17 protein-coding genes are annotated in these 22,322 nt (G+C 74.3%); 15 read left to right on the forward strand and 2 right to left on the reverse strand.

The genetic code is table 11. The features are described 5' to 3' along the window. The first annotated feature begins 27 nt into the window (after positions 1-27). The 15 genes from IE140_RS15630 (at position 28) to IE140_RS15700 (ending at position 20,764) form a co-directional block, all read left to right on the forward strand. The gene (locus IE140_RS15630; RefSeq protein WP_109180561.1) at positions 28-1,044 is read left to right on the forward strand and encodes a methyltransferase; all 1,017 of its coding nucleotides are present in this window, start codon (positions 28-30) and stop codon (positions 1,042-1,044) included. Continuing rightward, positions 1,041-2,891 carry an FAD-dependent monooxygenase gene (locus tag IE140_RS15635; protein ID WP_167533419.1) on the forward strand — a complete coding sequence of 617 codons (1,851 nt, stop codon included), beginning with the start codon at positions 1,041-1,043 and terminating at the stop codon, positions 2,889-2,891. Before IE140_RS15630 ends, IE140_RS15635 begins: the two co-directional genes overlap by 4 nt. Further along, entirely contained in the window at positions 2,888-4,567 is a 1,680-nt protein-coding gene (locus IE140_RS15640; RefSeq protein ID WP_150193137.1) for an FAD-dependent monooxygenase, read from the forward strand. Before IE140_RS15635 ends, IE140_RS15640 begins: the two co-directional genes overlap by 4 nt. Beyond that, positions 4,564-6,522, forward strand: coding sequence for an FAD/NAD(P)-binding protein (locus tag IE140_RS15645; protein ID WP_150193138.1), 1,959 nt, complete (start codon positions 4,564-4,566; stop codon positions 6,520-6,522). The genes IE140_RS15640 and IE140_RS15645 overlap by 4 nt, the downstream gene beginning before the upstream one ends. After that, entirely contained in the window at positions 6,519-7,934 is a 1,416-nt protein-coding gene (locus IE140_RS15650) for a nitrosuccinate lyase (RefSeq protein WP_150193139.1), read from the forward strand. The genes IE140_RS15645 and IE140_RS15650 overlap by 4 nt, the downstream gene beginning before the upstream one ends. Further along, complete coding sequence (gene metK / locus IE140_RS15655; protein WP_150193140.1) at positions 7,934-9,154, forward strand: methionine adenosyltransferase; 1,221 nt, start codon at positions 7,934-7,936, stop codon at positions 9,152-9,154. The genes IE140_RS15650 and metK overlap by 1 nt, the downstream gene beginning before the upstream one ends. A 31-nt stretch (positions 9,155-9,185) precedes the next feature. Then, positions 9,186-10,190, forward strand: coding sequence for a carbohydrate kinase family protein (locus IE140_RS15660; RefSeq protein WP_150193141.1), 1,005 nt, complete (start codon positions 9,186-9,188; stop codon positions 10,188-10,190). Positions 10,191-10,262: 72 nt separating this feature from the next. After that, the gene (locus IE140_RS15665) at positions 10,263-10,697 is read left to right on the forward strand and encodes a nuclear transport factor 2 family protein (RefSeq protein ID WP_100562450.1); all 435 of its coding nucleotides are present in this window, start codon (positions 10,263-10,265) and stop codon (positions 10,695-10,697) included. Between the two features lie 81 nt (positions 10,698-10,778). After that, complete coding sequence (locus tag IE140_RS15670; RefSeq protein ID WP_032775196.1) at positions 10,779-11,618, forward strand: alpha/beta fold hydrolase; 840 nt, start codon at positions 10,779-10,781, stop codon at positions 11,616-11,618. 137 nt (positions 11,619-11,755) lie between these two features. Beyond that, complete coding sequence (locus tag IE140_RS15675) at positions 11,756-12,580, forward strand: hypothetical protein (protein WP_373296167.1); 825 nt, start codon at positions 11,756-11,758, stop codon at positions 12,578-12,580. 9 nt (positions 12,581-12,589) lie between these two features. Continuing rightward, the gene (locus IE140_RS15680; protein WP_150193142.1) at positions 12,590-14,812 is read left to right on the forward strand and encodes a bifunctional serine/threonine-protein kinase/ABC transporter substrate-binding protein; all 2,223 of its coding nucleotides are present in this window, start codon (positions 12,590-12,592) and stop codon (positions 14,810-14,812) included. Position 14,813: 1 nt separating this feature from the next. After that, on the forward strand, positions 14,814-17,258 hold the full coding sequence (locus tag IE140_RS15685) for a bifunctional serine/threonine-protein kinase/ABC transporter substrate-binding protein (protein ID WP_150193143.1): 2,445 nt from the start codon (positions 14,814-14,816) through the stop codon (positions 17,256-17,258). 255 nt (positions 17,259-17,513) lie between these two features. Beyond that, complete coding sequence (tdh, locus tag IE140_RS15690) at positions 17,514-18,542, forward strand: L-threonine 3-dehydrogenase (protein ID WP_093436027.1); 1,029 nt, start codon at positions 17,514-17,516, stop codon at positions 18,540-18,542. Between the two features lie 44 nt (positions 18,543-18,586). Next, the gene (locus IE140_RS15695; RefSeq protein WP_093436024.1) at positions 18,587-19,789 is read left to right on the forward strand and encodes a glycine C-acetyltransferase; all 1,203 of its coding nucleotides are present in this window, start codon (positions 18,587-18,589) and stop codon (positions 19,787-19,789) included. Between the two features lie 48 nt (positions 19,790-19,837). Next, positions 19,838-20,764 (forward strand): LysR family transcriptional regulator, encoded by a 927-nt coding sequence (locus IE140_RS15700; protein WP_010072547.1) that lies wholly within the window; start codon positions 19,838-19,840, stop codon positions 20,762-20,764. A 204-nt stretch (positions 20,765-20,968) separates the two neighbouring features. On the opposite strand, the gene IE140_RS36030 is transcribed toward IE140_RS15700, so the two are convergent. Then, positions 20,969-21,358, reverse strand: coding sequence for a hypothetical protein (locus IE140_RS36030; RefSeq protein WP_229826806.1), 390 nt, complete (start codon positions 21,356-21,358; stop codon positions 20,969-20,971). A gap of 65 nt (positions 21,359-21,423) precedes the next feature. Then, the gene (locus IE140_RS36035; RefSeq protein WP_229826807.1) at positions 21,424-22,224 is read right to left on the reverse strand and encodes a low temperature requirement protein A; all 801 of its coding nucleotides are present in this window, start codon (positions 22,222-22,224) and stop codon (positions 21,424-21,426) included. Between the last annotated feature and the right edge of the window lie 98 nt (positions 22,225-22,322).

Below are 22,322 nucleotides of genomic sequence, written 5' to 3' on the forward strand. Positions count from 1 at the left end.
CAACTGACCTCCGAAAGGATCCGACCCGTGTCCGACGTGCATCCCACACGTCGCGTGGTGGACCTCCTCACCGGCGCCTGGCAGGCCCAGGCGCTCCACGCGGCCGCCGTACTCGACCTCCCCGACCACATCCACCGCGGGCGCGGCACGACCGCGGAACTCGCCGACGCGACCGGCTGCGAGAAAGACGGCATCGAACGCCTGATGCGCCTGCTCACCGCCATGGGCGTGTTCACCGGCGGGAACGACGAAGGCTACCGGCTCACCGAGGTCGGCGACCTGCTCCGCACCGACCACGCCCGCTCCATGCGGGACATGGCCGTCATCTACGGCGAGGAGTTCCACCGGGCGTGGGGCGCGGTGGTCCCCGCCGTCCGCACCGGTGTCTCCGGGTTCCGGCACGCCTTCGGCGTCACCCTCGGCGAACACCTCGCGGCCGACCCCGGGGCCGCCGCCGGATTCCAGCGGGCGATGAACGCGGGCAACGTCTTCTTCCAGGACGTCCTCCGGGCCCACGACTTCGGGGCCGACCGCACCGTCGTCGACGTCGCGGGCGGGGGAGGCATGCTGCTCTCCACGATCCTCGCCGCCCACCCGGACCTGCACGGCGTACTGCTCGACCTGCCGCACGTCGTCCCGGTCGCCGACGCCCATCTGACGCGGGAACTCGGCCCCGGCCGGCACCGCACCGTCGCCGGGGACGTCTTCGACAGCGTTCCCGGTGGCGGCGACGTCTACCTGCTGTCCCGGATCCTCCAGGACTGGGACGACGAGCACTGCCTGCGCCTGCTGACCTCGATCCGGCGGGCGATGCCCGCCACGGCCCGGCTGCTGATCGTCGAGCGGGTCATCCCCACCGACGGCTCGGCCCTGCTGCCGCTCCTCTGGGACCTGCACCTGCTGATGGCGGCCGGCGGCCGGGAGCGCACGCTCGACGGCTACCGGTCCCTCCTCGACGGCGCGGGACTGCGCCTGGAATCCGTGACGGAGATGTCTCTGGAGACCAGCCTGCTCATCGCGGTCCCGGCGGAGGAGAACCGGTGAACGCGACCCCCACGCCCGGCCGCCACGTCCCCGTGCTGATCGTCGGCGGCGGAGGCTCCGGGCTGACCGCCTCCCTGGCCCTGTCCGATCTCGGCGTCGACACCCTGCTGATCGAGCGCCATCCCACCACGTCCGTCCAGCCCAAGGCGCACATCCTCAACGCCCGGACGATGGAGATATTCGACCACCTCGGCGTCGCGGAGGACATCCACCGCGAGGGATCCCCGGCCGAGAACCGCGCGGCGATGGTGTGGCTCTCCAGCCTCGGCGGGGACGCGCCCTACGACCGGCAGGTGCTCCACCGCACCAGCGCGTACGGCGGCGGCGAACTCGCCGAACGCTACGCCCTGGCCTCCGCCCAGCCGCACGCCAACCTCGGCCAGCGCTGGCTCGAACCCCTGCTGCGCCGGCACGCGGAGAAGCGCGCCCCCGGCGGCCTGCTCTTCCACCACGAGCTGACCGCCCTCGACGAGGACCCCGACGGGGTGACCGCCACCGTCCTCGACCGGGGGAGCGGACAGACCTTCACGGTGCGCGCCGCCTACGTGGTCGCGGCCGACGGCGGCAAGACGATCGGCCGGCTGCGCTCCATCCCCATGGAGGGCACCCCGACCTTCCTGGAGTGGATCAACCTCCATGTCAGGGCGGACTTCTCGGCGTTCATCCCGTGCGACGACACCGTCGTCAACCGGGTCTCCAGCCTTGCCGAGGACGGCACCCTGCAGCACTGCGGGGTGGTACCGATGGGCCCCGACCGGTGGGGCCGCCACTCCGAGGAGTGGACGCTGATGTTCTCCCGGCCGCCGGGCGCCGCTGACCTCGACGACGACACGATCGTCGCGATGGTGCGGCGTACGCTCAAGCTCCCCGACGACCACCCCATGGACGTCGAGAGCATCAGCCGCTGGCCCGTCGAGGGCACCGTCGCCCGGCGGTTCCGCTCGGGGCGCGTCTTCCTGGTCGGCGACGCCGCTCACCGCCACCCCCCGTCGGGAGCCCTGGGGCTCAACACCGGGGTGCAGGACTCCCACAACCTGGCCTGGAAGCTGGCCCTGGTCCTGGCTGGATCGGCGGACGACGCCCTGCTCGACACGTACGAGTCCGAGCGCCGTCCGGTGGCCCGACGGGTCGTCGAACGCGCCCTGTTCTCGCTCTTCAACCAGATCGCGTTCACCGCGGGCACCGGCGTGGTGCAGGGAGCCCACCCCGACTGGAACCGCGCCCAGATGACCGCGCTCTTCTCCGACACCCCCGACGGCGAAACCCGCCGGGCCGTGCTGCGCGAGTACTTCGACACCAACCGCATCACCACCGCCCACCTGGGCCTGGAGATGGGATACGACTACGCCGACGCCGGATCCGTCACCTCCGACGGAACCCCGCGCCCCCCGCAGGACCCCCTGGGGCTGGAGTACGAACAGACGGCCCGCCCCGGCTCCCGGCTGCCGCACGCCTGGCTCACCGAGGACGGCACCCGGACCGGCACCCACCGGCTGCACCGCGCCCCCGGCTCGTTCCTGCTGCTCGCGGGTGCCGAGGGCACGGCCTGGGTTGAGGCCGCCCGGCTGCTGGCCCGGCGGTACGGCGTGCGGATCGACGCCTACGCCGTGGGCGGCGAGGGCGCCGTGGCCGACCCCGAAGGCCGGTGGCGGAAGCTGCGGGGCCACGACGAGCACGGCGCGGTCCTGGTCCGCCCCGACGGGTTCGTGACGATGCGCGAGCGCTCTGACTGCGCCGACCCGGCGCGTGTGGTGGAGCAGGCGCTCCTGACGGCGCTCGGCCGGGACCGTGAGGCCGTCGCCGGCGACGGGCCCGGGCCGCGCACCGAGGAGGGCGACGCCGGATGAACGGCCCCACCCGAACGCCCGTCGCGATCGTCGGCGGCGGGCCCGTCGGCCTGATGCTGGCCCTCCTGCTGGACCGCCACGGCGTGCCCTCCACCGTCTTCGACACGGCCGAGGCTCCTCACCGGACGCCCCGGGGCAACACCCACAACGCCCGGACCATGGAGCACTACCGCCGCCTCGGCATCGCCACCCCGATACGCGCCCTCGGACTGCCCGGCGAACACCCGACCGACATCGCCTACTTCACTCGCTACAACGGCCATGAGCTGTCCCGGCTCCCGCTCCCCTCACGGAACACACGGATGCGCCGGACCGGCCGGGCCCCCGCCACCGACCAGACCCCGGAACCGGTGCACCGCGCCAACCAGATGTACGTCGAGCGCTTTCTCGCCGAGCACGTCCGCACCCGCCCCCGCATCACCCTGCGGCTGGGCCGGACGGTCACCGGCCTCCGGCAGGAGGCCGACCGGGTCACCCTGCGCACCGAGGACCCCGCCGGACGCGTCCACGACGTCGCCGCGAGCTACGCCGTCGGCTGTGACGGGGGCCGCAGCTTCGTCCGCCGCACCCTCGGCGTCCACTACGAAGGCCCCGGCTCCCTCGGCCAGGAGGTGCTCGGCCGTCGGGCGACCGCGGCCCACCTGCGGCTGCCCACCTTCCACCGGGACGTGATGACGGGAACCCGGGCCTGGAGCTACTGGGCGTTCAACAGCGCGCTGGCGATGAACCTGATCGCCCTGAACGGCGAGGACGAGTTCTTCCTGCTGACCAGCTCGGCCGACCCGGACCGCACCGGCCCCGGCCCGCTCGCCGACCTGGTGCGGCGGGCGGCGGGCACGCCCCTGCCGGTCGAGGTGCTCGGCCACCGCCCGTGGACGCCCGGCGCGGCCCTGGTCGCCCAGCGGTTCACCTTCGGCCGGGTCCTGCTCGCCGGGGACGCCGCCCACCTGTTCACACCCAACGGAGGATTCGGGATGAACACCGGAGTCGACGACGCGGCCAACCTCGCCTGGAAGCTCGCCGGCGTCCTCCACGGCTGGGGCGGCCCCGGCCTCCTCGCCTCGTACGAGAGCGAGCGCCGGCCGATCGCCCACCGCAACACCACCGCCGCCCGCGAACTGAACGCCGCGCTCGGGACCGTCGAACGCCCCGCCGCGCTGGAGGAGGACGGCCCGGCCGGGACGGCGGCGCGGGAACGGACCGGCGATCTGCTGCGGTGCTACGGGGAGCGGACCCACTCCCTGGGCGTGCAGCTCGGCGCCCGCTACGACGGCTCGCCCCTGGTGGCGGAGGACGGTGAGCCGCCCGCCGACTCGTGGGGCACCTACACACCCTCCGGGGTGCCCGGCGGCCGGGCACCGCACCTGTGGCTGGACTCCTGGCACGGGCAGGGCAGTTCGCTGTTCGACCGGTTCGGCACCGGCTGGACCCTGCTGCGCCTGGGCGGTCGCGCACCCGACAGCAAACCGCTGGAGGCCGCGGCACAGGCCCGGGGGATGCCGCTGACCGTGCTCGACGTCGACCTCGCCGACGGCCGGGACCTGTACGGACGCGATCTGGTCCTCGTCCGGCCCGACCAGCACATCGCATGGCGCGGCGACCGGCCGCCCACCGACCCGGAGGAACTGATGGCCAGGGTGACCGGATCAGTGGCCGGGACGAAGGGGGCGGCATGACCGGGGCGTCGGAGATCGCCGTCGTCGGGGCCGGCCCGCGCGGCCTGTCGGTGCTGGAGCGGATCTGCGCCAACGAACGCCGGTCCGCGGGCCCCCGCCCGGTGGTGATCCACCTCGTGGACCCCTACCCACCGGGCGCGGGCCGGGTCTGGCGCACCGACCAGTCACGACTCCTGCTGATGAACACCGTGGCCTCGCAGGTGACGGTGTACACCGACGCGTCGGTCGAGATGGACGGGCCCGTCGAGCCGGGCCCGAGCCTGTACGCATGGGCGCACACGGCCGGAGTGGCGGCGGGCGACCGGCGGACCCGGGCCGAGGCCCGGTCACTCACTCCGGACAGCTATCCGACCCGGGCCCTGTACGGCCGGTATCTGCGCGATGTCTTCGAGCGGGTGCGGGCGACCGCGCCCACGCACTGCACCGTCGTCGAACACCGCACCCGGGCCGTCGCGCTGACCGACGACGGCCCGCTGCCCGGCGGCCCCCAGACCCTCGTCCTCGCCGACGGGACCCGTCTGACCGGTCTGGACGCGGTCGTGCTCGCCCTGGGGCACCTGCCCGGACGGCCCTCGCAAGAGGACGCCGCCTGGTCCCGGACGGCCCTGGCGCACGGCCTGTCGCACTACCCGCCGGCCAACCCGGCCGACCTCGACCTGTCCGAGGTGAAACCGGGGCTGCCGGTGCTGATCAGAGGGCTCGGCCTGAACTTCTTCGACCACATGGCCCTCCTCACCCGAGGCCGGGGCGGAACCTTCGTCCGCCGTGGCGGACGGCTCGTCTACCTCCCGTCCGGCCAGGAGCCCAAGGTGTACGCCGGATCGCGCCGCGGACTGCCTTACCACGCCCGGGGCGAGAACCAGAAGGGCGCCTTCGGCCGGTACGAGCCCCGGCTGCTGGGCCCCGGCACCATCGAGGCCCTGCGCAGGCGGGTGGCCGAGGGGGAGCGGGTGCACTTCGCCGCCGACCTGTGGCCGCTGATCGCCAAGGAGGTCGAGTGCGTCTACTACGAGACCCTGCTGGTCTCCCGGGGACGGGCCGAGCAGGCGCCCGCGTTCGCCGTCGGCTATCTGACGGCCTCCGCCGCGACCGCCGCCCGGCTGCTCGACGCCCACGGGATCGAGGACGCCGCCCGCTGGGACTGGGACGCCCTGGCCAGGCCGTCCGGGAGCCGACGCTTCCCGGACCGTGCGGCCTGGCGCCAGTGGCTCCTGGGCCGGCTGGAGCAGGACATGCGCGAGGCACGGGCCGGCAACGTCCGCGGCCCGCTGAAGGCCGCCCTCGACGTGCTGCGCGATCTGCGCAACGAGATCCGTCTGGCCGTCGACCACGGCGGGCTGGAGGGCAATTCCTACCGCGACGAACTCCAGGGCTGGTACACCCCGTTGAACGCCTATCTGTCGATCGGACCGCCACTGTCGCGCATCGAGGAGCTGCACGCGCTGATCGAGGCGGGCGTCGTCGAGATCCTCGGGCCGGGCCTACGGATCGACATCGACCTGCACGGCGGCCGTGCGGCGTTCGTCGCCCGGTCCCCGGCCGTGGACGCCGAGCCCGTCAGCGCGTCCGTGCTGATCGAGGCCCGGCTCCCGGAGCCCCACCTGCGGCGGACCGGGGACGCGCTGCTGGCCCAGCTCATGACGACTCACCAGGTGACCCCGTACCGGCTGGAGGGCGCCTGCGGCACCAGCTACGAGTCCGGGGGGCTCGCGGTCACCGAGCGCCCCTACCGGACCGTGGACGCCTACGGCCGGGTCCATCCGCGCCGCTTCGCCTACGGCGTCCCCACCGAGACCGTGCACTGGGTGACGGCCGCCGGGATCCGCCCGGGCGTCAACTCGGTGACCCTCGGCGACTCGGACGCCATCGCCCGCGCCCTGCTGGCCCTCACCCCCGCCAGGCCGGTGTCCCCCGACACCGCCCCCGGCAACGACCTCGTGGAGATGGCGACATGACGGGGCCGGGACAGCGGTTCGACGGCGGGCCCGACGCCGGACTGCTCTCGCCCGTCCGGGTCGGCACCCCCGTCGAGGAGGCCGTCGGCGAGCACGCCTGGCTCCGGGCCATGCTGGAGGCGGAGGCCGCGCTCGCCCGCGCCCAGGCACGGCTCGGCACCGTTCCGGAGAAGGCCGCCGAGGTCATCACCCGCGTCGCCGCCACCGGGCGGTTCGACGTCAGGGCGCTGGCCGTGGCCGCGCGGGAGACCGCCAACCCGGTCGTCGGGCTCGTCCGCGCCCTGACCGGTGCGGTGGCGGCCGAGGACGCGGAAGCGGCGGAGTACCTGCATCGCGGATCCACCAGTCAGGACGTCCTGGACACCGGCGCGATGCTGGTGTGCCGGCGGGCGCTGGACCTCGTCCACGGGGACCTGGTACGCACCGCCGGAACCCTGGCGGCGCTCGCCGAAGAGCACCGGGACACCGCCATGGCGGGCCGCACCCTCGCCCTGCACGCCGTGCCCACCACCTTCGGGCTCAAGGCGGCGGGCTGGCGCTCTCTGGTGCTGGACGCCACGCTCCGGATCGAGTCGGCGAACAGGGCCCTGCCCGTCTCCCTCGGCGGCGCCGCCGGAACGCTGGCCGGTTACGTCCAGTACGCCGAAGGCGTCGACCCCGAGTCCTACCCGGAGCGCCTGGTGGCGGCCTACGCCGCCGAGACCGGGCTGGCCCGGCCCGTACTGCCGTGGCACGCCCTGCGCACGCCGGTCGCGGACGTGGCCGCGGCCCTCGCCTTCACCGCGGGCGCCCTCGGCAAGTTCGCCGTCGATGTCCAGGTGCTCGCCCGTACCGAGATCGCCGAGGCCGCCGAGCCGGACGCGGCCGGGCGCGGAGCCTCGTCCGCGATGCCGCACAAGCGCAACCCGGTACTCTCCACGCTGATCCGCAGCGCGTCCCTCCAGGTCCCGGCCATGGCAGGCGCGCTGACGCAGTGTCTGGTGGCGGAGGACGAGCGTTCGGCGGGCGTCTGGCACGCGGAGTGGCTGCTTCTGCGTGAATGCCTGCGGCTGTCCGGTGGAGCCGCCCACACCGCCGCCGAACTGGCCGCAGGCCTCACCGCACGGCCCGAACGCATGCGGCAGAACCTGAATCTGACGAGCAGTCAAATAGTCACGGAACGGCTGGCGGCCGCCCTGGCGCCGCATCTGGGCCGCACCCGGTCCAAGGAACTCCTGACCGCCGCTTCGATCACCGCCGACCGGGAGGGGCGCCCCCTGGCCGAAGTGCTGCGGGGCCTTCCGGAGGTGACCGCGCATCTGACCGGTGAGCCGCTGACCCGTCTTCTCGACCCCACCACCTACACCGGGGCCGCCCGGGGGCTGGTCGCCCGAGCGCTCGCGACCGCTGAAGCCGAGCCGGAGGAACTGTGATGTCCCGTCGTCTGTTCACCTCGGAGTCCGTGACCGAGGGCCACCCCGACAAGATCGCCGACCGGATCAGCGACACCGTCCTCGACGCCCTGTTGCGCGAGGACCCCACATCCCGCGTGGCACTGGAGACCCTGATCACCACCGGACAGGTCCACATCGCCGGCGAACTCACGACACGCGCCCACGTCCCCGTCGCCCGGCTGGTGCGCGAGGCCGTCCTGGCAATCGGCTACGACTCCTCCGCCAAGGGCTTCGACGGTGCGTCCTGCGGGGTGTCGCTCTCCATCGGCGCGCAGTCGCCCGACATCGCCCAAGGCGTCGACCACGCGCCCGGGACAGGTGCGAGCGACGCGGACCGGGACGAGGGCGACCCGCTGGACCGGCAGGGTGCCGGGGACCAGGGGCTGATGTTCGGCTACGCGACCGACGAGACGCCCAGCCTGATGCCGCTCCCCGCCGAGCTGGCCCACCGTCTGGCACGCCGGCTCTCCGCCGCCCGCCGCGACGGCTCGATCCCCTACCTGCGGCCGGACGGCAAGACGCAGGTCACCATCGAGTACGAGGGCGACCGGCCGGTCCGGCTCGGCACCGTCGTCGTCTCCTCGCAGCACGCGCCCGGCACCGACCTGGACAAGCTGCTCGCGCCCGACATCCGTGAGTTCGTCGTCGAGCACGTGCTGCGGGAGGTCGCCCAGGACGGCATCAAGCTCGACACCGAGGGCTACCGCCTCCTGGTCAACCCGACCGGCCGCTTCGAGATCGGCGGCCCGGCGGGCGACGCGGGCCTCACCGGTCGCAAGATCATCATCGATACGTACGGGGGCATGGCCCGCCACGGCGGTGGCGCCTTCTCCGGCAAGGACCCCTCCAAGGTGGACCGTTCGGCCGCCTACGCGATGCGCTGGGTCGCCAAGAACGTCGTCGCCGGGGGACTGGCCCGCCGCTGTGAGGTGCAGGTCGCCTACGCCATAGGCAGGGCCCGGCCGGTGGGACTGTTCGTGGAGACCTTCGGCACCTCTTCCGTGCCCGCCGACGCCATCGAGAGGGCGGTCACCGAGGTGTTCGACCTCCGCCCGGCCGCGATCATCCGGGATCTCGACCTGCTGCGGCCGATCTACGCCCAGACGTCGGCGTACGGCCACTTCGGCCGCGAACTGCCCGACTTCACCTGGGAGCGCACCGACCGCGTGGACGCCCTGCGCCGGTCCGTCGGCCTCTGACTCCCCGCCACCGCACCGAGGAGGCTCCCGTATGCGCATCACCGTCACCGGCTCGATCGCCACCGACCACCTGATGTCCTTCCCCGGTCGCTTCCGCGACCTGCTGCTCCCCGACCGGCTCGACCACGTCTCCCTGTCCTTCCTCACCGACAGACTCGAGATCCGGCAGGGCGGTGTCGCCGCCAACATCGCGACGGGCCTCGCGCGGCTCGGCCTGCGGCCGGTCCTCGTCGGCGCCGCGGGCCAGGACTTCGCGGAATACGCGGCCCGGCTGGAGGGCGCCGGGGTCGACACCGGATCGGTGCTGATCAGCGAGAACCTGCACACCGCCCGCTTCCTGTGCACCACCGACGCGGATCACAACCAGGTCGCCGCCCGCTACGCCGGGGCGATGACCGAGGCCCGGAAGATCTCGCTGGCGGCCGTCGCCCGACGCGTGGGCGTCCCCGACCTGCTGGTGGTCGCGCCGAACGACCCGGCGGCCATGCTCCGGCACACCGGGGAGTGCCGGGTGCTCGGGATCCCCTTCGTCGCCGACCCCTCGCAGCAGCTCGCCCGGCTCGACCGGGAGGAGACCCGCCGGCTGGTCGTCGGCGCCCGCCACCTCTTCACCAACGCCTCCGAGGCCGCCCTCCTCCTGGAGCGCACCGGATGGACCCGGGACGAGGTCCTCTCCCGGGTCGGCGCGTGGGTCACCACGCACGGCGCCGACGGCGCGGAGCTCGCCCGGCGGGACGAGCCGACCGAGCACGTGCCGGCGGTGCCCACACCGGACGCCGTCGACCCCACCGGGGTGGGCGACGCCCTGCGCTCCGGCTTCCTCGCCGCCGTCGCCCGCGGCCTCCCCCTCACCACCGCCCTCCGACTGGGCTGCGCCATGGCCACGCTCGTCCTGGAATCGGCGGGCACCCAGGAGTATCAGATCGTGCCCACGGACCTGCTGAGCCGCCTCCTCGACGCCTACGGGCCCAGCGAGGCAGCCGCGTTGGAACCGATGCTCGCGGAGCTGCCGCGGCTGCAGGAGTACACGGGGTGACCTGCACGGAACCCCCTTCGTTGACCCTGGGGCGGCCGTCCGGTCGTCACAGGGACAACGAAGGGCGCTCCCATGAACACCACCGAGGCCGGCCCGGCGGAGGTCGTCACCCGCTTCTACGCCGCCGAATCCGACTTCGTCGCGGCCGGCGGCCCGGGGCGGGCCGACTTCGCCGCCATCGCGGCGTGCCTGGATCCGGACGTCGTGCTCCACCAGGCCCCCGGCCTGCCCTACTCCGGAGACTGGCACGGCTCCGAGGGCATCGAGCGATTCATGGCGGTCATGGGCGAGTGCTGGAAGGTGGTCGAGGTCCTGGACCAGCGTCGCCTCGTCGACGGCCGGGACGTCGTCGTGACCAGCGACGTCCGGTTCGTCGCGCGCGAGACCGGCCGGACGCTGGAGACGACCATCGTCCAGCTGATCCGGGTCCGGAACGGCCGGATCGAGGAGTTCAGGCCCTTCTACTGGGATCCGGCGGCGGTGCGCGGAGCCCTGGAGACAGCCTGACCGACGGCAGCGCGCCCGGGGGCTCGACTCCCGCCGGCAGAACCCCCGACCGGCTTGGAGGTGTTGGGCTACGTTGACCGCATGGACGACGTGAGGCTTTCGGCGGGCGTGATCGAGTACCGGGACACCGGTGGCGACGGGCCCGTCGTGGTCCTCCTGCACGGCGTGGCCATGAACGGTTCGCTGTGGGACGAGGTCGTCGCCGGGCTCGGCGACGGGGTGCGGTGCATCGTGCCGACCCTGCCGCTCGGCGGGCACCGCAGACCCATGGAGGCCGGGGCAGACCTGTCCGTCCTCGGGGTCGCGCGGCTGGTCGCCGAATTCCTGGAAGCCCTCCGACTGGAGGACGTGACACTCGTGATGAACGACTGGGGCGGCGCCCAGGCCCTGGTCGCGGACGGGCGGGCCGACCGGATCGGCCGGCTCGTCATCACCTCCTGCGAGGCGTTCGACAACTATCCGCCCGGGCTGCCCGGGCGGAACCTCGCCGCCTTCGCCAGGCTGCCCGGAGGGATCAGGGCCGCCTTCTCCCTGCTCCGGCTGAAGCCGGCCCGGCGGCTGCCCATGACCTGGGGGTGGATGAGCAAACGGCCCGTCCCGCACGCGACGATGGACGACTGGTTCCGGCCGCTGCTGACCTCCGCCGCGATCCGGCGCGACCTGCGCGCCTACGTTCTCGGCGTACCGGAGAAGGCCGAACTCCTGCGCTGGGCCGAACAACTGCGCACCTTCGACCGGCCCGCGCTGGTGGTCTGGGCGACCGAGGACCGGGTCATGCCGCTCGATCACGGGCGACGGCTCGCCGGCATCCTTCCGCGGGGGCGGCTGGTGGAGGTGGCCGACAGCTACACGCTCATTCCCCAGGACCGGCCGGACGCCCTCGTCGAGCACCTGCGCGCCTTTCTGGCGGAGACCGGCTGACTCCGGCCGTGGCGGCCCGGTTGTCCTCGTGTCCCGATGAGGAAACAGTCCCCGGACGCCTCCACCACCGCGGCCCGCCGAACCTATGATCGATGCGGCGTCGATGAGAAGAGCGGGGGAGCGCTGTGACCTGTCACGTGCCGTTAAGAGGGGGCCGGTTCGCGCTGCCTCTCGCCCTGACCCTGGTGACCGTGCTGCTCGCCGGTTGCTCGGGGACGGCGGACGGACCGGACGAGGCCGGGAAACGCGGCGCTTCGGCGAGCACCAGCACGAGCACGGACCGCGGCGGCAGCACCGGTGCCGGGCCGTCGCCCGAGAAGACGTTCGAACCCGACCCCGCCCGGCTCCCCAGGACCCGGGCCGAGGCACGCGACTTCATCGACCGCGTCATCGCCGGGCCCGACAGCTTCGGCCCCGGGGTGGTGAAGCGGAGCCCGTACGAGAGCGACCCCGCGACCTGGCCCGTGCTCGGCGACAACTGTGTCTGGCAGCAGCGGAAGCCCGCGCCCAGCGTCCTCGCCACCCTCACCCGGTCGTTCGAGGTGCCCGCGGAGGCCGGCAAGGGGCCGGTGCGCCTCGCTGCCGTCGTCACCGTGCACCGCACCCGCCAGGACGCCACCTGGGAGATGGCCGAGTCGATCGAGGAGAGCATGCGCTGCCCCACCCAGCAGCTGCGCGAGGGCGAACAGATCGGCTCCATGGTCGCCGGCGCGCTCCTCAGCGGCGAGGCCACGCAGAACAGCTCCGAGGACTCCCTCACCGAGCTGGGGGAGTACCGCAGCTCCGAGCTCGGCGGACCGCACCGCTACTTCTGGCAGCAGGCGCAGACCCTGCAGTTCACCGTGGCCGTGACCGGCAAGGGGGCGAAGGGGCGCACCGAGCGGGAGATCGACGAACTCGTCGTCCAGGCGCAGGGCACCATGCTGGCCCGGCTGGAATCCACCGTCGAGAAGCAGAGCTGAGGCCGGACGATGGACGACCTGCGACCCACCGACCCCGCCCGGATCGGCGGCCACCGGCTCCTCGGCCGCCTCGGGGCGGGCGGCATGGGCGTCGTCTACCTCGGACGCACCGACGCCGGAGCGCTCGCCGCGATCAAGGTGATCCTCCCCGAGCACGCCGGGGACGAGGAGTTCCGGACCCGCTTCCGCCGCGAGGCCGAGGCGGCCCGCCGGGTCGACAGCCCTTGGGCCGTGTCCGTCACCGGTGCCGATACCGAGGCCGAACGGCCCTGGCTCGCCACCGATTTCGTTCCCGGGCCGACGCTGTCCGACGTCGTCGCCCGGCGCGGTCCGCTGCCTGTGCGCAGCGTCACCGTCCTCGGCCGGCTGCTCGCCCGCGCCCTGGCCTCCGTGCACGCCGCCGGGCTGGTCCACCGCGACGTCAAGCCGGCCAACGTCCTGCTGTCCGCGAGCGGCCCCCGGCTGATCGACTTCGGGATCGCCCGCGCCGCCGACGCGACCGCCCTGACCGCCACCGGGATCGTCGTCGGCACTCCGGGGTTTCTGCCGCCCGAGCAGGTGTCGGGGGGCGGGGCGGCGGGGCCCGCCGGATCCGCCGGGGACGTGTTCTCGCTCGGCTGTCTCCTGGCGTACGCGGCCACCGGCCGGCCCCCCTTCGGCAGCGGCGCGGTCGACGCCGTCCTCTACCGCACCGTGCACGACGCACCCGACCTGGACGGCATCGAGGACCCTGCGCTGCGCGCGCTCCTGGAACGCTGCCTCGCCAAGGATCCCGGCGAGCGTCCGGCCGCCGCCGACCTCGACACCCTGATCGCCGAGGACGTCCCCGCCGGGGCCACCGTCGACTGGCTGCCCGAGGACGTCGTCCGGATCATCGCGGACCGGTCCGCCGCCCTGCTGGCCCTGCCCGACATCGACGCCACCGTCGCCGTCCCCGAGGAGCCCGGGCCCCCGCAACCCGCCCCCGGCCGACGGCGGTTCCTGTTCCTCGCCGCCGGTGGCGCCCTCGCCCTCGGCGGCGGAGCCCTCGCCGCCGTACGGCTCACCGGTGACGGAATCGGTGGGGGCGGAGGCGACGGGGCACCCGGCGGACGGCGCCTCATCATCGGCGTGCACGCCGATCTCACCGGGCCGATGAGCGCCGCCGGACGTGCCCAGGAACGCGGCGTCCGGCTCGCCGTCGACCGCTTCAACTCCCTCGACGACCAGCCCTTCCGGCTCGCCGTGAAGGTCCTCGACGACCAGGGCGACCCCGCCCGCTCGGCCCGCGTGGCCGAGGAGTTCGCCCGCGACCCGGAGGTCGTCGCCGTCATCGGCCCCACGAGCGACGGGGCGGCGGGGGCGGCCCTGTCCGCGTACGACGAGGCCGTGCTGCCGGTCCTGACGGTGTCGGCCCTTCTGATGGCCTTCCCGGAGCGGGCCAACGGCTCCTTCTTCCAGGCCTCCCCCTCCTACGCCGAGCTTTCCTTCCCCGTCGTCCACCGCCTGCTGCTGCGCCCCGACGTCGAGCGGCTGGGCATCCTGATCGACCGGTCCGGCGGACAGTCCGCCTACCAGGCGGGCTACGCCGTCAACCTGCTGACGCCCCAGCTCACCACCGGAACCACCCACCCCCGGGTGGTCCCCGCCGGGACCAGCGTCTTCGACCCGGTCGTCACCGACCTCCTGTCGCACCGCAGCGACGCCCTCTTCTACGCCGGTGAGGCGGCCGGCGCCGCCAAGGTCGCCCGCATTTTGGCCGACCTCCCCTTCACCGGACCATGCATGGCCCAGCACACCGCCATGGGGCCGGAGTTCCTCGAACAGGCGGGCGCGGCGGCCGACGGCTGGGAGTTCGTCGCCCCGTTCATCGACGCCACCGCCCCGGCCGCCGCGACGTTCGCCGCCGCCCACCGCAAACGCTTCGGCGCCGCGCCCGCCGCCTGGTCCGCCGAGGCGTACGACGTGGCCAATCTCGTCGCCCGCGAACTGGCCCGCCTCGCCGAGGCGGCGGCCGAGGGGGCGACGCCCGCGGCGACGGGGGCGTCCGCGAGTGCCACGCCCTCCGGCAACGGTCTGCCCACCCGCTCAGCGCTCACCGCCGCGATCGCCGCCGCCCGGTACGACGGGGTCTCGCGCTCCTATGCGTTCGACAAGGAGCGCCAGCAACTCGTCGGCCAGGATGCCCACTTGTACCGGGTGAAGGACGGCGGCGTCCGCTACGTCGGCCCCGCCCCGAAGCCCGAGAGCTGACGTGCGGCCCCTCACCTCCGAGGACCCCCGCACCGTCGGCCCCTACCGCACCCTCGTCCGGCTCGGCGCGGGCGGCATGGGCGTGGTCTACCTGGCGCGCTCGGCGGGCGGGGCGCTCGCTGCCGTCAAGGTGATCCGGGCCGAGCATGCCGCCGACCCCGGCTTCCGGGCACGCTTCCGTCGCGAGGCCGAGACCGCCGTCCGGATCACCGGCCCCTGGGTCGTCCCGGTGCTCGGCGCGGACACCGAGGCCCGCGAACCGTGGCTGGCGACCGCGTTCGTCCCCGGGCCCTCGCTGGCCCAGGTGGTGGCGGCCGGCGGCCCGCTGCCCACGGTCACCGTCCGGGCGCTCGGGAGCCGGCTCGCCGAGGCCCTCGTCGCGGTCCACGAGGCCGGGCTGATCCACCGCGACGTCAAACCCGGCAATGTGCTCCTCGCCCTCGACGGCCCCCGCCTCATCGACTTCGGGATCGCCCGCCACGAGGGCGCCACCGCGCTGACCGCCACCGGGGCGGTGATCGGGACGCCCGGCTACCTGGCCCCCGAGCAGGCGTCGGCCGGGCCGCTCGGGCCGCCGTGCGACGTGTTCTCGCTCGGCTGCGTCCTCGTGTACGCGGCGACCGGGCGGGGGCCGTTCGGCGAGGGCGGCGGTGCGGGCGCGCTGTTCCGTACGGTCCACGAGGAGCCGGACCTGACGGGCATCCCGCCGGGCCTGGCCCCCCTGATCGCCGCCTGCCTCGCGAAGGACCCGGCCGCCCGGCCGACCGCGAGCCGGGTCCGCGACGCGCTGGCGGTGGGCGGCGAGGCTGCCCTGGACCCGGCCGGGCGGGCGGCCCCGGACCCGGCCGGGCGGGCGCCCCTGGAGCCGCAAAGGCGGGCGGCCCCGGGCTCGGCCGGGCGGGTGATGCCAGACCCTGCCAGGCACGGGATGCCGGACCCGGACCGGCCGGAGCCGTCGGCCCCGAGCGCGTCTCGGGACCCGCGCGAGTCCCTCCGCGCCGCCTCGGACCCGGGTGCGTCCCCCGACCCGGGCGAGTACCCCCGTACCGCTTCCGTCCTCACCTCCTGGCAGGCCCCCGCCGGGCTTCCCGCGCTGATCGCCGAGCGGTCCGCCGCCGCCCTCGCGCTGCCGGACCCCGAACCGCTGCCCACCACGCCCACCCCGGCCGGGGACGAAACCGCCGGACACGAAGACACAGGCAAAAACAGCGGGCCCGCCCGCCGCAGGGTCCTGACCACCGGGGCCGCCGGGGCCGTCCTCCTCGTCGGCGGGTCCGCCGCCGTCTGGAACGCCCTGCGCGGGCGCGACACCGGGGCGGGCGGTCCCCCGTCCGGATCCGGGGAGTCACCCACGTACACGATCGGGCTCCACGCCGACCTCGGCGGACCCGGCCGGGCCACCGGGCTGGCCCATCAGCGCGGCGCCCAGCTCGCCGTCGCCGACCACAACTCCCGCAAGGACAAGGCGTTCCGGCTCGCCCTGCGCACCGAGGACGACCGGGGCGACCCGGCGGCGGCGCTCCGGGTGGCCGAGCGGTTGGCGGCGGCCCCCGCGGTCATCGCGGTCCTCGGGCCGACCGGTGCCGTACTGCGCGAGGAACTCGTCCAGCGGTACGGCGCGGCACGGCTGGCCAACGTCGTCGTCGCGGCGGGCTCCAGCACCGTCGAGTCCGGGACAGGGCTCCACCACTGCGTCACCCGCCCCCTGGACGACATGCTCACCCCCGGCCTGATCGGCCACCTGGCCCGCACCACCCCCGCCGGCCGCATCCTCCTCGTCGAGGACGCCGCCGACCCCGGGCTCGCCGGCGAGGTCGGGCGCGCGTTCCGCGAGGCCGCCCCCACGGGTGCGACGCTCCTCGAACACCCCCTCGTCCGGGGCGACACGGGCTTCGGCGCGGTCGCCCGCAAGGCCGTGACCGGCCGGGCCGACGCCGTGGTGCTCGGGGGCGGCGACGCGTCCCGGGCCGCCCGCCTGGCCACCGCGCTGACGGGCGAGGGTTTCACCGGCGCCCGGGTCGCCGTCGGACCCGCCCTCGGGCCCGCCTTCCTCGACGGTGCGGGCGCCGCAGCCGACGGCTGGGTCTTCGCCGAGGCGTACGCCGACCCGGCCGCACTGCCCGCCGCCCGGGCCTTCACCGCCGCCCACCGGGAGCGTTTCGGCGCACCCCCGGCGACCTGGGCCGCCGAGGCGTACGACGCGGTCGGCCTCATCGCCCGCGCCGCCGGGGCCACCAGCGCCTCGGGCGAGGTGCGCAGCGGTATCGGCGGGCGGATCGTGCGGACCGAGCACCGGGGGATCGTACGGACCCTCGCCTTCACCGCCTCGACCCGCCGGATGCGCATGCCGGACGGGATCTTCCTCTACCGGATCGAGAAGGGGAGCCCCCGCTTCCTGGGCCCGTACGAGGAGGCCGGGGAGGCGTCCGACGGCAGCGGTCGGTGAAGCCCCGGCCAGGTGTGAAGATCTTCTGCGGCGGCGCTTAAGAAATCCTCGATGGACCGGGGACCCCGCGATACGGCAGCCTTCTGGGTGACGGCCGGGGACGGCGCGTGGAGCTTTCCGAGATGCTCCGTCCCGTCCCGCCGAACCCCCACCATGGTGGGTGACACCCAAGACCACCCCGGGCCGCAGGGTTCCTCCGACATGCCCCGCGGCCCGGGGTATTCACTCGCGTACCGACGTCAGGGAGCCACAGCCGTGAAGGCACTCGTCAAGCAGAAGGCCGAGCCCGGACTGTGGCTGATGGACGTGCCGGAGCCGGAGTACGGCCCCACCGACGTCCTGATCAAGGTCCTGCGCACCGGTATCTGCGGCACCGACCTGCACATCCGCGCCTACGACGGCTGGGCCCAGCAGGCGGTCACCACCCCGCTGATCCTCGGCCACGAGTTCGTCGGCGAGGTCGCCGCGATCGGCTCCGACGTCGCCGACATCGCCACCGGCGACCTGGTCAGCGGCGAGGGCCACCTCGTCTGCGGCAAGTGCCGCAACTGTCTCGCCGGCCGCCGCCACCTCTGCCGCTCCACCGTCGGCCTGGGGGTCGGGCGGGACGGGGCGTTCGCGGAGTACGTGGTCCTGCCCGCCTCCAACGTGTGGGTGCACCGGGTCCCCGTCGACCTCGACATCGCGGCGATCTTCGACCCGTTCGGCAACGCCGTGCACACCGCTCTCTCCTTCCCGCTGGTCGGTGAGGACGTCCTGATCACCGGCGCGGGTCCGATCGGCATCATGGCCGCCGCCGTCGCCAAGCACGCGGGCGCCCGCAACGTCGTCATCACCGACGTCAGCGAGGCCCGCCTCGCCCTGGCCCGCAAGGTCGGCGTCAGCCTCGCCCTGAACGTCGCGGAGAGCACCATCGCGGACGGGCAGCGCGAGCTCGGCCTGCGCGAGGGCTTCGACATCGGCCTGGAGATGTCCGGCCGCCCCGAGGCGATGCGCGACATGGTCGCGAACATGACGCACGGCGGCCGGATCGCGATGCTCGGCCTGCCCGCCGAGGAGTTCGCCGTCGACTGGGCCCGCATCGTCACCTCGATGATCACCATCAAGGGGATCTACGGCCGCGAGATGTTCGAGACCTGGTACGCCATGTCCGTCCTGCTGGAGGGCGGCCTCGACCTCGGCCCCGTGATCACCGGCCGGTACGGCTTCCGCGACTTCGAGGCGGCCTTCGACGACGCCGCGAGCGGCCTCGGCGGCAAGGTCATCCTCGACTGGACCGCCTGACCGCCTCCCACCTGGTCCGTTACCTGATCTCTTAAGGAATCCGCATGTTCGACTCCGTACGCGACGATCTGCGCACCACCCTCGACGAGATCCGCGCCGCCGGGCTGCACAAGCCCGAGCGCGTGATCGGCACCCCGCAGTCCGCGACCGTCGAGGTCACCTCCGGCGGCCGTCCCGGCGAGGTCCTCAACTTCTGCGCCAACAACTACCTCGGCCTCGCCGACCACCCCGAGGTGATCGCCGCCGCCCACGAGGCGCTGGACCGCTGGGGCTACGGCATGGCCTCGGTCCGCTTCATCTGCGGCACCCAGGAGGTCCACAAGGAGCTGGAGCAGCGGCTCTCGGCCTTCCTCGGCCAGGAGGACACGATCCTCTACTCCTCCTGCTTCGACGCCAACGGCGGCGTCTTCGAGACCCTGCTCGGCCCCGAGGACGCCGTCATCTCCGACGCCCTCAACCACGCCTCCATCATCGACGGCATCCGGCTCTCCAAGGCCAAGCGCCACCGCTACGCCAACCGCGACATGGCCGAACTGGAGACGCAGCTCAAGGAGGCGTCCGGGGCCCGCCGCCGCCTCATCGTCACCGACGGCATCTTCTCCATGGACGGGTACGTCGCCCCGCTCCAGGAGATCTGCGACCTGGCCGACCGCTACGACGCCATGGTCATGGTCGACGACTCGCACGCCGTCGGCTTCGTCGGCCCCGGCGGCCGCGGCACGCCCGAGCTGCACGGCGTCATGGACCGGGTCGACATCATCACCGGCACCCTCGGCAAGGCGCTCGGCGGGGCGTCCGGCGGTTACGTCGCGGCCCGCGCGGAGATCGTCGCCCTGCTGCGCCAGCGCTCGCGCCCGTACCTCTTCTCCAACACCCTCGCCCCGGTCATCGCCGCCGCCTCCCTCAAGGTCATCGACCTGCTGGAGTCCGCCGGGGACCTGCGCGAGCAGCTCGCCGCCAACACCGAGCTGTTCCGCACCCGGATGACCGCCGAGGGCTTCGACATCCTGCCCGGCGACCACGCCATCGCCCCCGTCATGATCGGCGACGCGGGCAAGGCCGGGCGGATGGCGGAACTGCTCCTGGAGCGCGGTGTGTACGTGATCGGCTTCTCGTACCCCGTCGTCCCGCAGGGCGCGGCCCGCATCCGCGTCCAGCTCTCGGCCGCCCACTCCACCGCCGATGTGAACCGCGCCGTGGACGCGTTCGTCGACGCCCGGACCGCGCTGGAGGCGGAAGCCGCCTGACCCGCCGACCGGGTCGGTGGTTCCGCCACCACCTGGGACAATGGGCAGATGATCGATGCGCGGCGGCTGCGAATCCTCCGTGCGGTGGCCGACCACCGCACGGTGACCGCGGCCGCCGCCGCGTTGTACCTGACGCCCTCCGCCGTCTCCCAGCAGCTCGCCGCCCTGGAGCAGGAGACCGGCCACCGCCTCGTCGAACGCGGGGCGCGCGGCGCCCGGCTCACCGCCGCCGGGGAGATCCTGCTCTCCCACACCAACCTGGTCCTCGCCCAGCTGGAGCGGGCCGAGGCGGAGCTGGCCGACTACAGCGCGGGCATCGCCGGGACGGTCACGGTCGCCGCGTTCGCCACCGGCATCGGCCTCGTCCTCGCCCCCGCCCTCACCGAGCTGGCCCGCACCGCGCCCGGCATCCGGGTCAAGGTCCAGGACGCGGAGGGCGACGCCAGCGTCCCGATGGTGCTGGACCGGCAGGTGGACGTGGCGGTGGCCGTCGAATACCGGGGCGCGCCCGCCGAGGACGACCGCCGGCTCACCCGCGTCCCGCTGTACTCGGAGCCCTTCGACGCGGTGCTCCCGGTGGGCCACCGCCTCGCCGGCCAGGCCCAGGTGGCGGTCGCCGACCTGGCGCAGGACCCGTGGATCGGACCGTACCCGGGCAACCCCTGCCACGACGTGGTGGTCCTGGCCTGCGAGTACGCCGGTTTCGCCCCGCGCCTCGACCACTCCTCCGACGACTTCCACGCCGTGGTCGCCCTGGCCGGGGCGGATGCCGGGGTGGCGCTGGTGCCCCGCTCGGCGCTGCGCGGGATGGAGCTGACCGGGGTCGTCGTCCGCCCGGTCGAGGGCAGCGCCCCCACCCGCCGGGTCTTCGCCGCCGTACGGCAGGGGGCCGAGGGCCATCCGCTGATCCGGCCGGTGCTGGACGCGATGGAGGCGGTGGCCGTACGCGAGGCGGGGCTGGCGGCCCGGTCGTGACCCCGGGGCCGTAGGGCGGTTGGCCTCCGAGTTCCTGGGCCTGAGTTCCCGGGCCTGAGTTCCCGGGCCTGAGTTCCCGGGCCCGAGTTCCCGGGCCCGAGTTCCCGGGCCCGAGCTCCTGAGCCCGAGGCCCCGGGCCCCGCGCCGGAGGGGCCGGCCCCGGCCCAGGGCGGCCGGCCCCCGCGCCGCCGGAACCCGCGCCCCTCAGGCGCCCCGCGGCACCGCGCGCCGGAACCTGCCCCACCGCCGCCCCGACGGACCCGTTCCCGGCACCCCCGGGTCGTAGGCGATCTGCCAGCAGACCAGCGCCACCAGGATCCAGACCGTCGCCCAGGCCGGAAGCGCCGCCCCCAGCAGGGCCAGCGCCACGGACACCGCCACGCACGGCAGCGCCCAGCCCAGGAGCCAGACCCGGTCGGACCGGTCCGCGAGCGGCAGCGCGGCCACCAGACCGGCCGCGAAGTATCCGGCCATCGCCCCGCACAGCAACGCGTGCCGGCCCTTCGGCAGGACGTCGTCGACATGCGCGACTGCCGAGCCCAGCGCGGTCGCCAGCGCGACCAGGAAGCCGGTCATCACCGCGTGCAGCAGCATCGCCAGCCTCGGCGCGAGCGCGCCCCTGCGCAGATGAGGGATGCCGTTGGTGCCATAGAGCAGGCTCAGCGTGCAGATCGCGGCCCGCAGCCCGAACGCCCCGAGGCCGGTGGCGGCGAGCGGCCCGTCCCCCCGTCCCGCTCGGACGCCGCGTCGATGATCTGGATGACGCCCTCGCCCAGCACGATGATCACGTACAGCCCGAGGCGTTCGCCCATGTGCGCGGCGTCGATCCGTGACTCGCCGAGCCGGGGCGGTTCGGCGACCGGACAGTGCGCGGGGCCCGGCGGCGGGCGGCCGTCGCGGCGGCGCGCGGCCCGCTCGCCCGCCCGCCGCAGGGTGCGCTCCCGGGTGGAGACCAGCAGGGTGACGATGTCCAGCGCGATGCCGAGCGCCCAGAGCCAGTAGCGCAGCGGGGTGTCCACGAAGAGCGAGACGAGCCAGGGCACCGCGCCCGCGCCGAACTGGGCCAGCGGCCAGTCCACCACGATGCTGCCCCGCCGCCAGACCTGTCCCGCCTGCCACCGCAGCGCCACATAGGCGATGACGAAGGCGGTCGCGTGGCTCGACTGGACCGTGTGCACGGAGGCGGCCATCACGGCCATGCCGAACATCGCGATCAGCAGCGTACGGACCCGGGTCTCGGAGGCCGCGATGTCCCCGTAGACGGCGAACCCGGCCCAGGTGGTCCAGAAGGCCAGGTAGACCACCGCGTACAGCGCGAGGTCCGCCGACTGGGGGCCGTCGTGCAGCAGCCGGGCCAGCTGGCCCGCCCCGGCGACGACGACGAGGTCGAAGAACAGCTCGTTCCAGCCCGCGTGCCGCTCGGCCGGTGCGGCGCTCCCCGTGGACTCCTTGGCCTCCATGGACCCATGGTCATCGGACGGAGTCCGGCCGCGCTCCGGCTGTGGGCCGAATGCCGAGGCCCGGGTGCCATGACCGGACGCCCCCGGTTGCTTGGACC

It is taken from the genome of Streptomyces parvus, assembly GCF_014648875.1.
GTDB classification, from domain to species: Bacteria; Actinomycetota; Actinomycetes; order Streptomycetales; family Streptomycetaceae; genus Streptomyces; species Streptomyces parvus.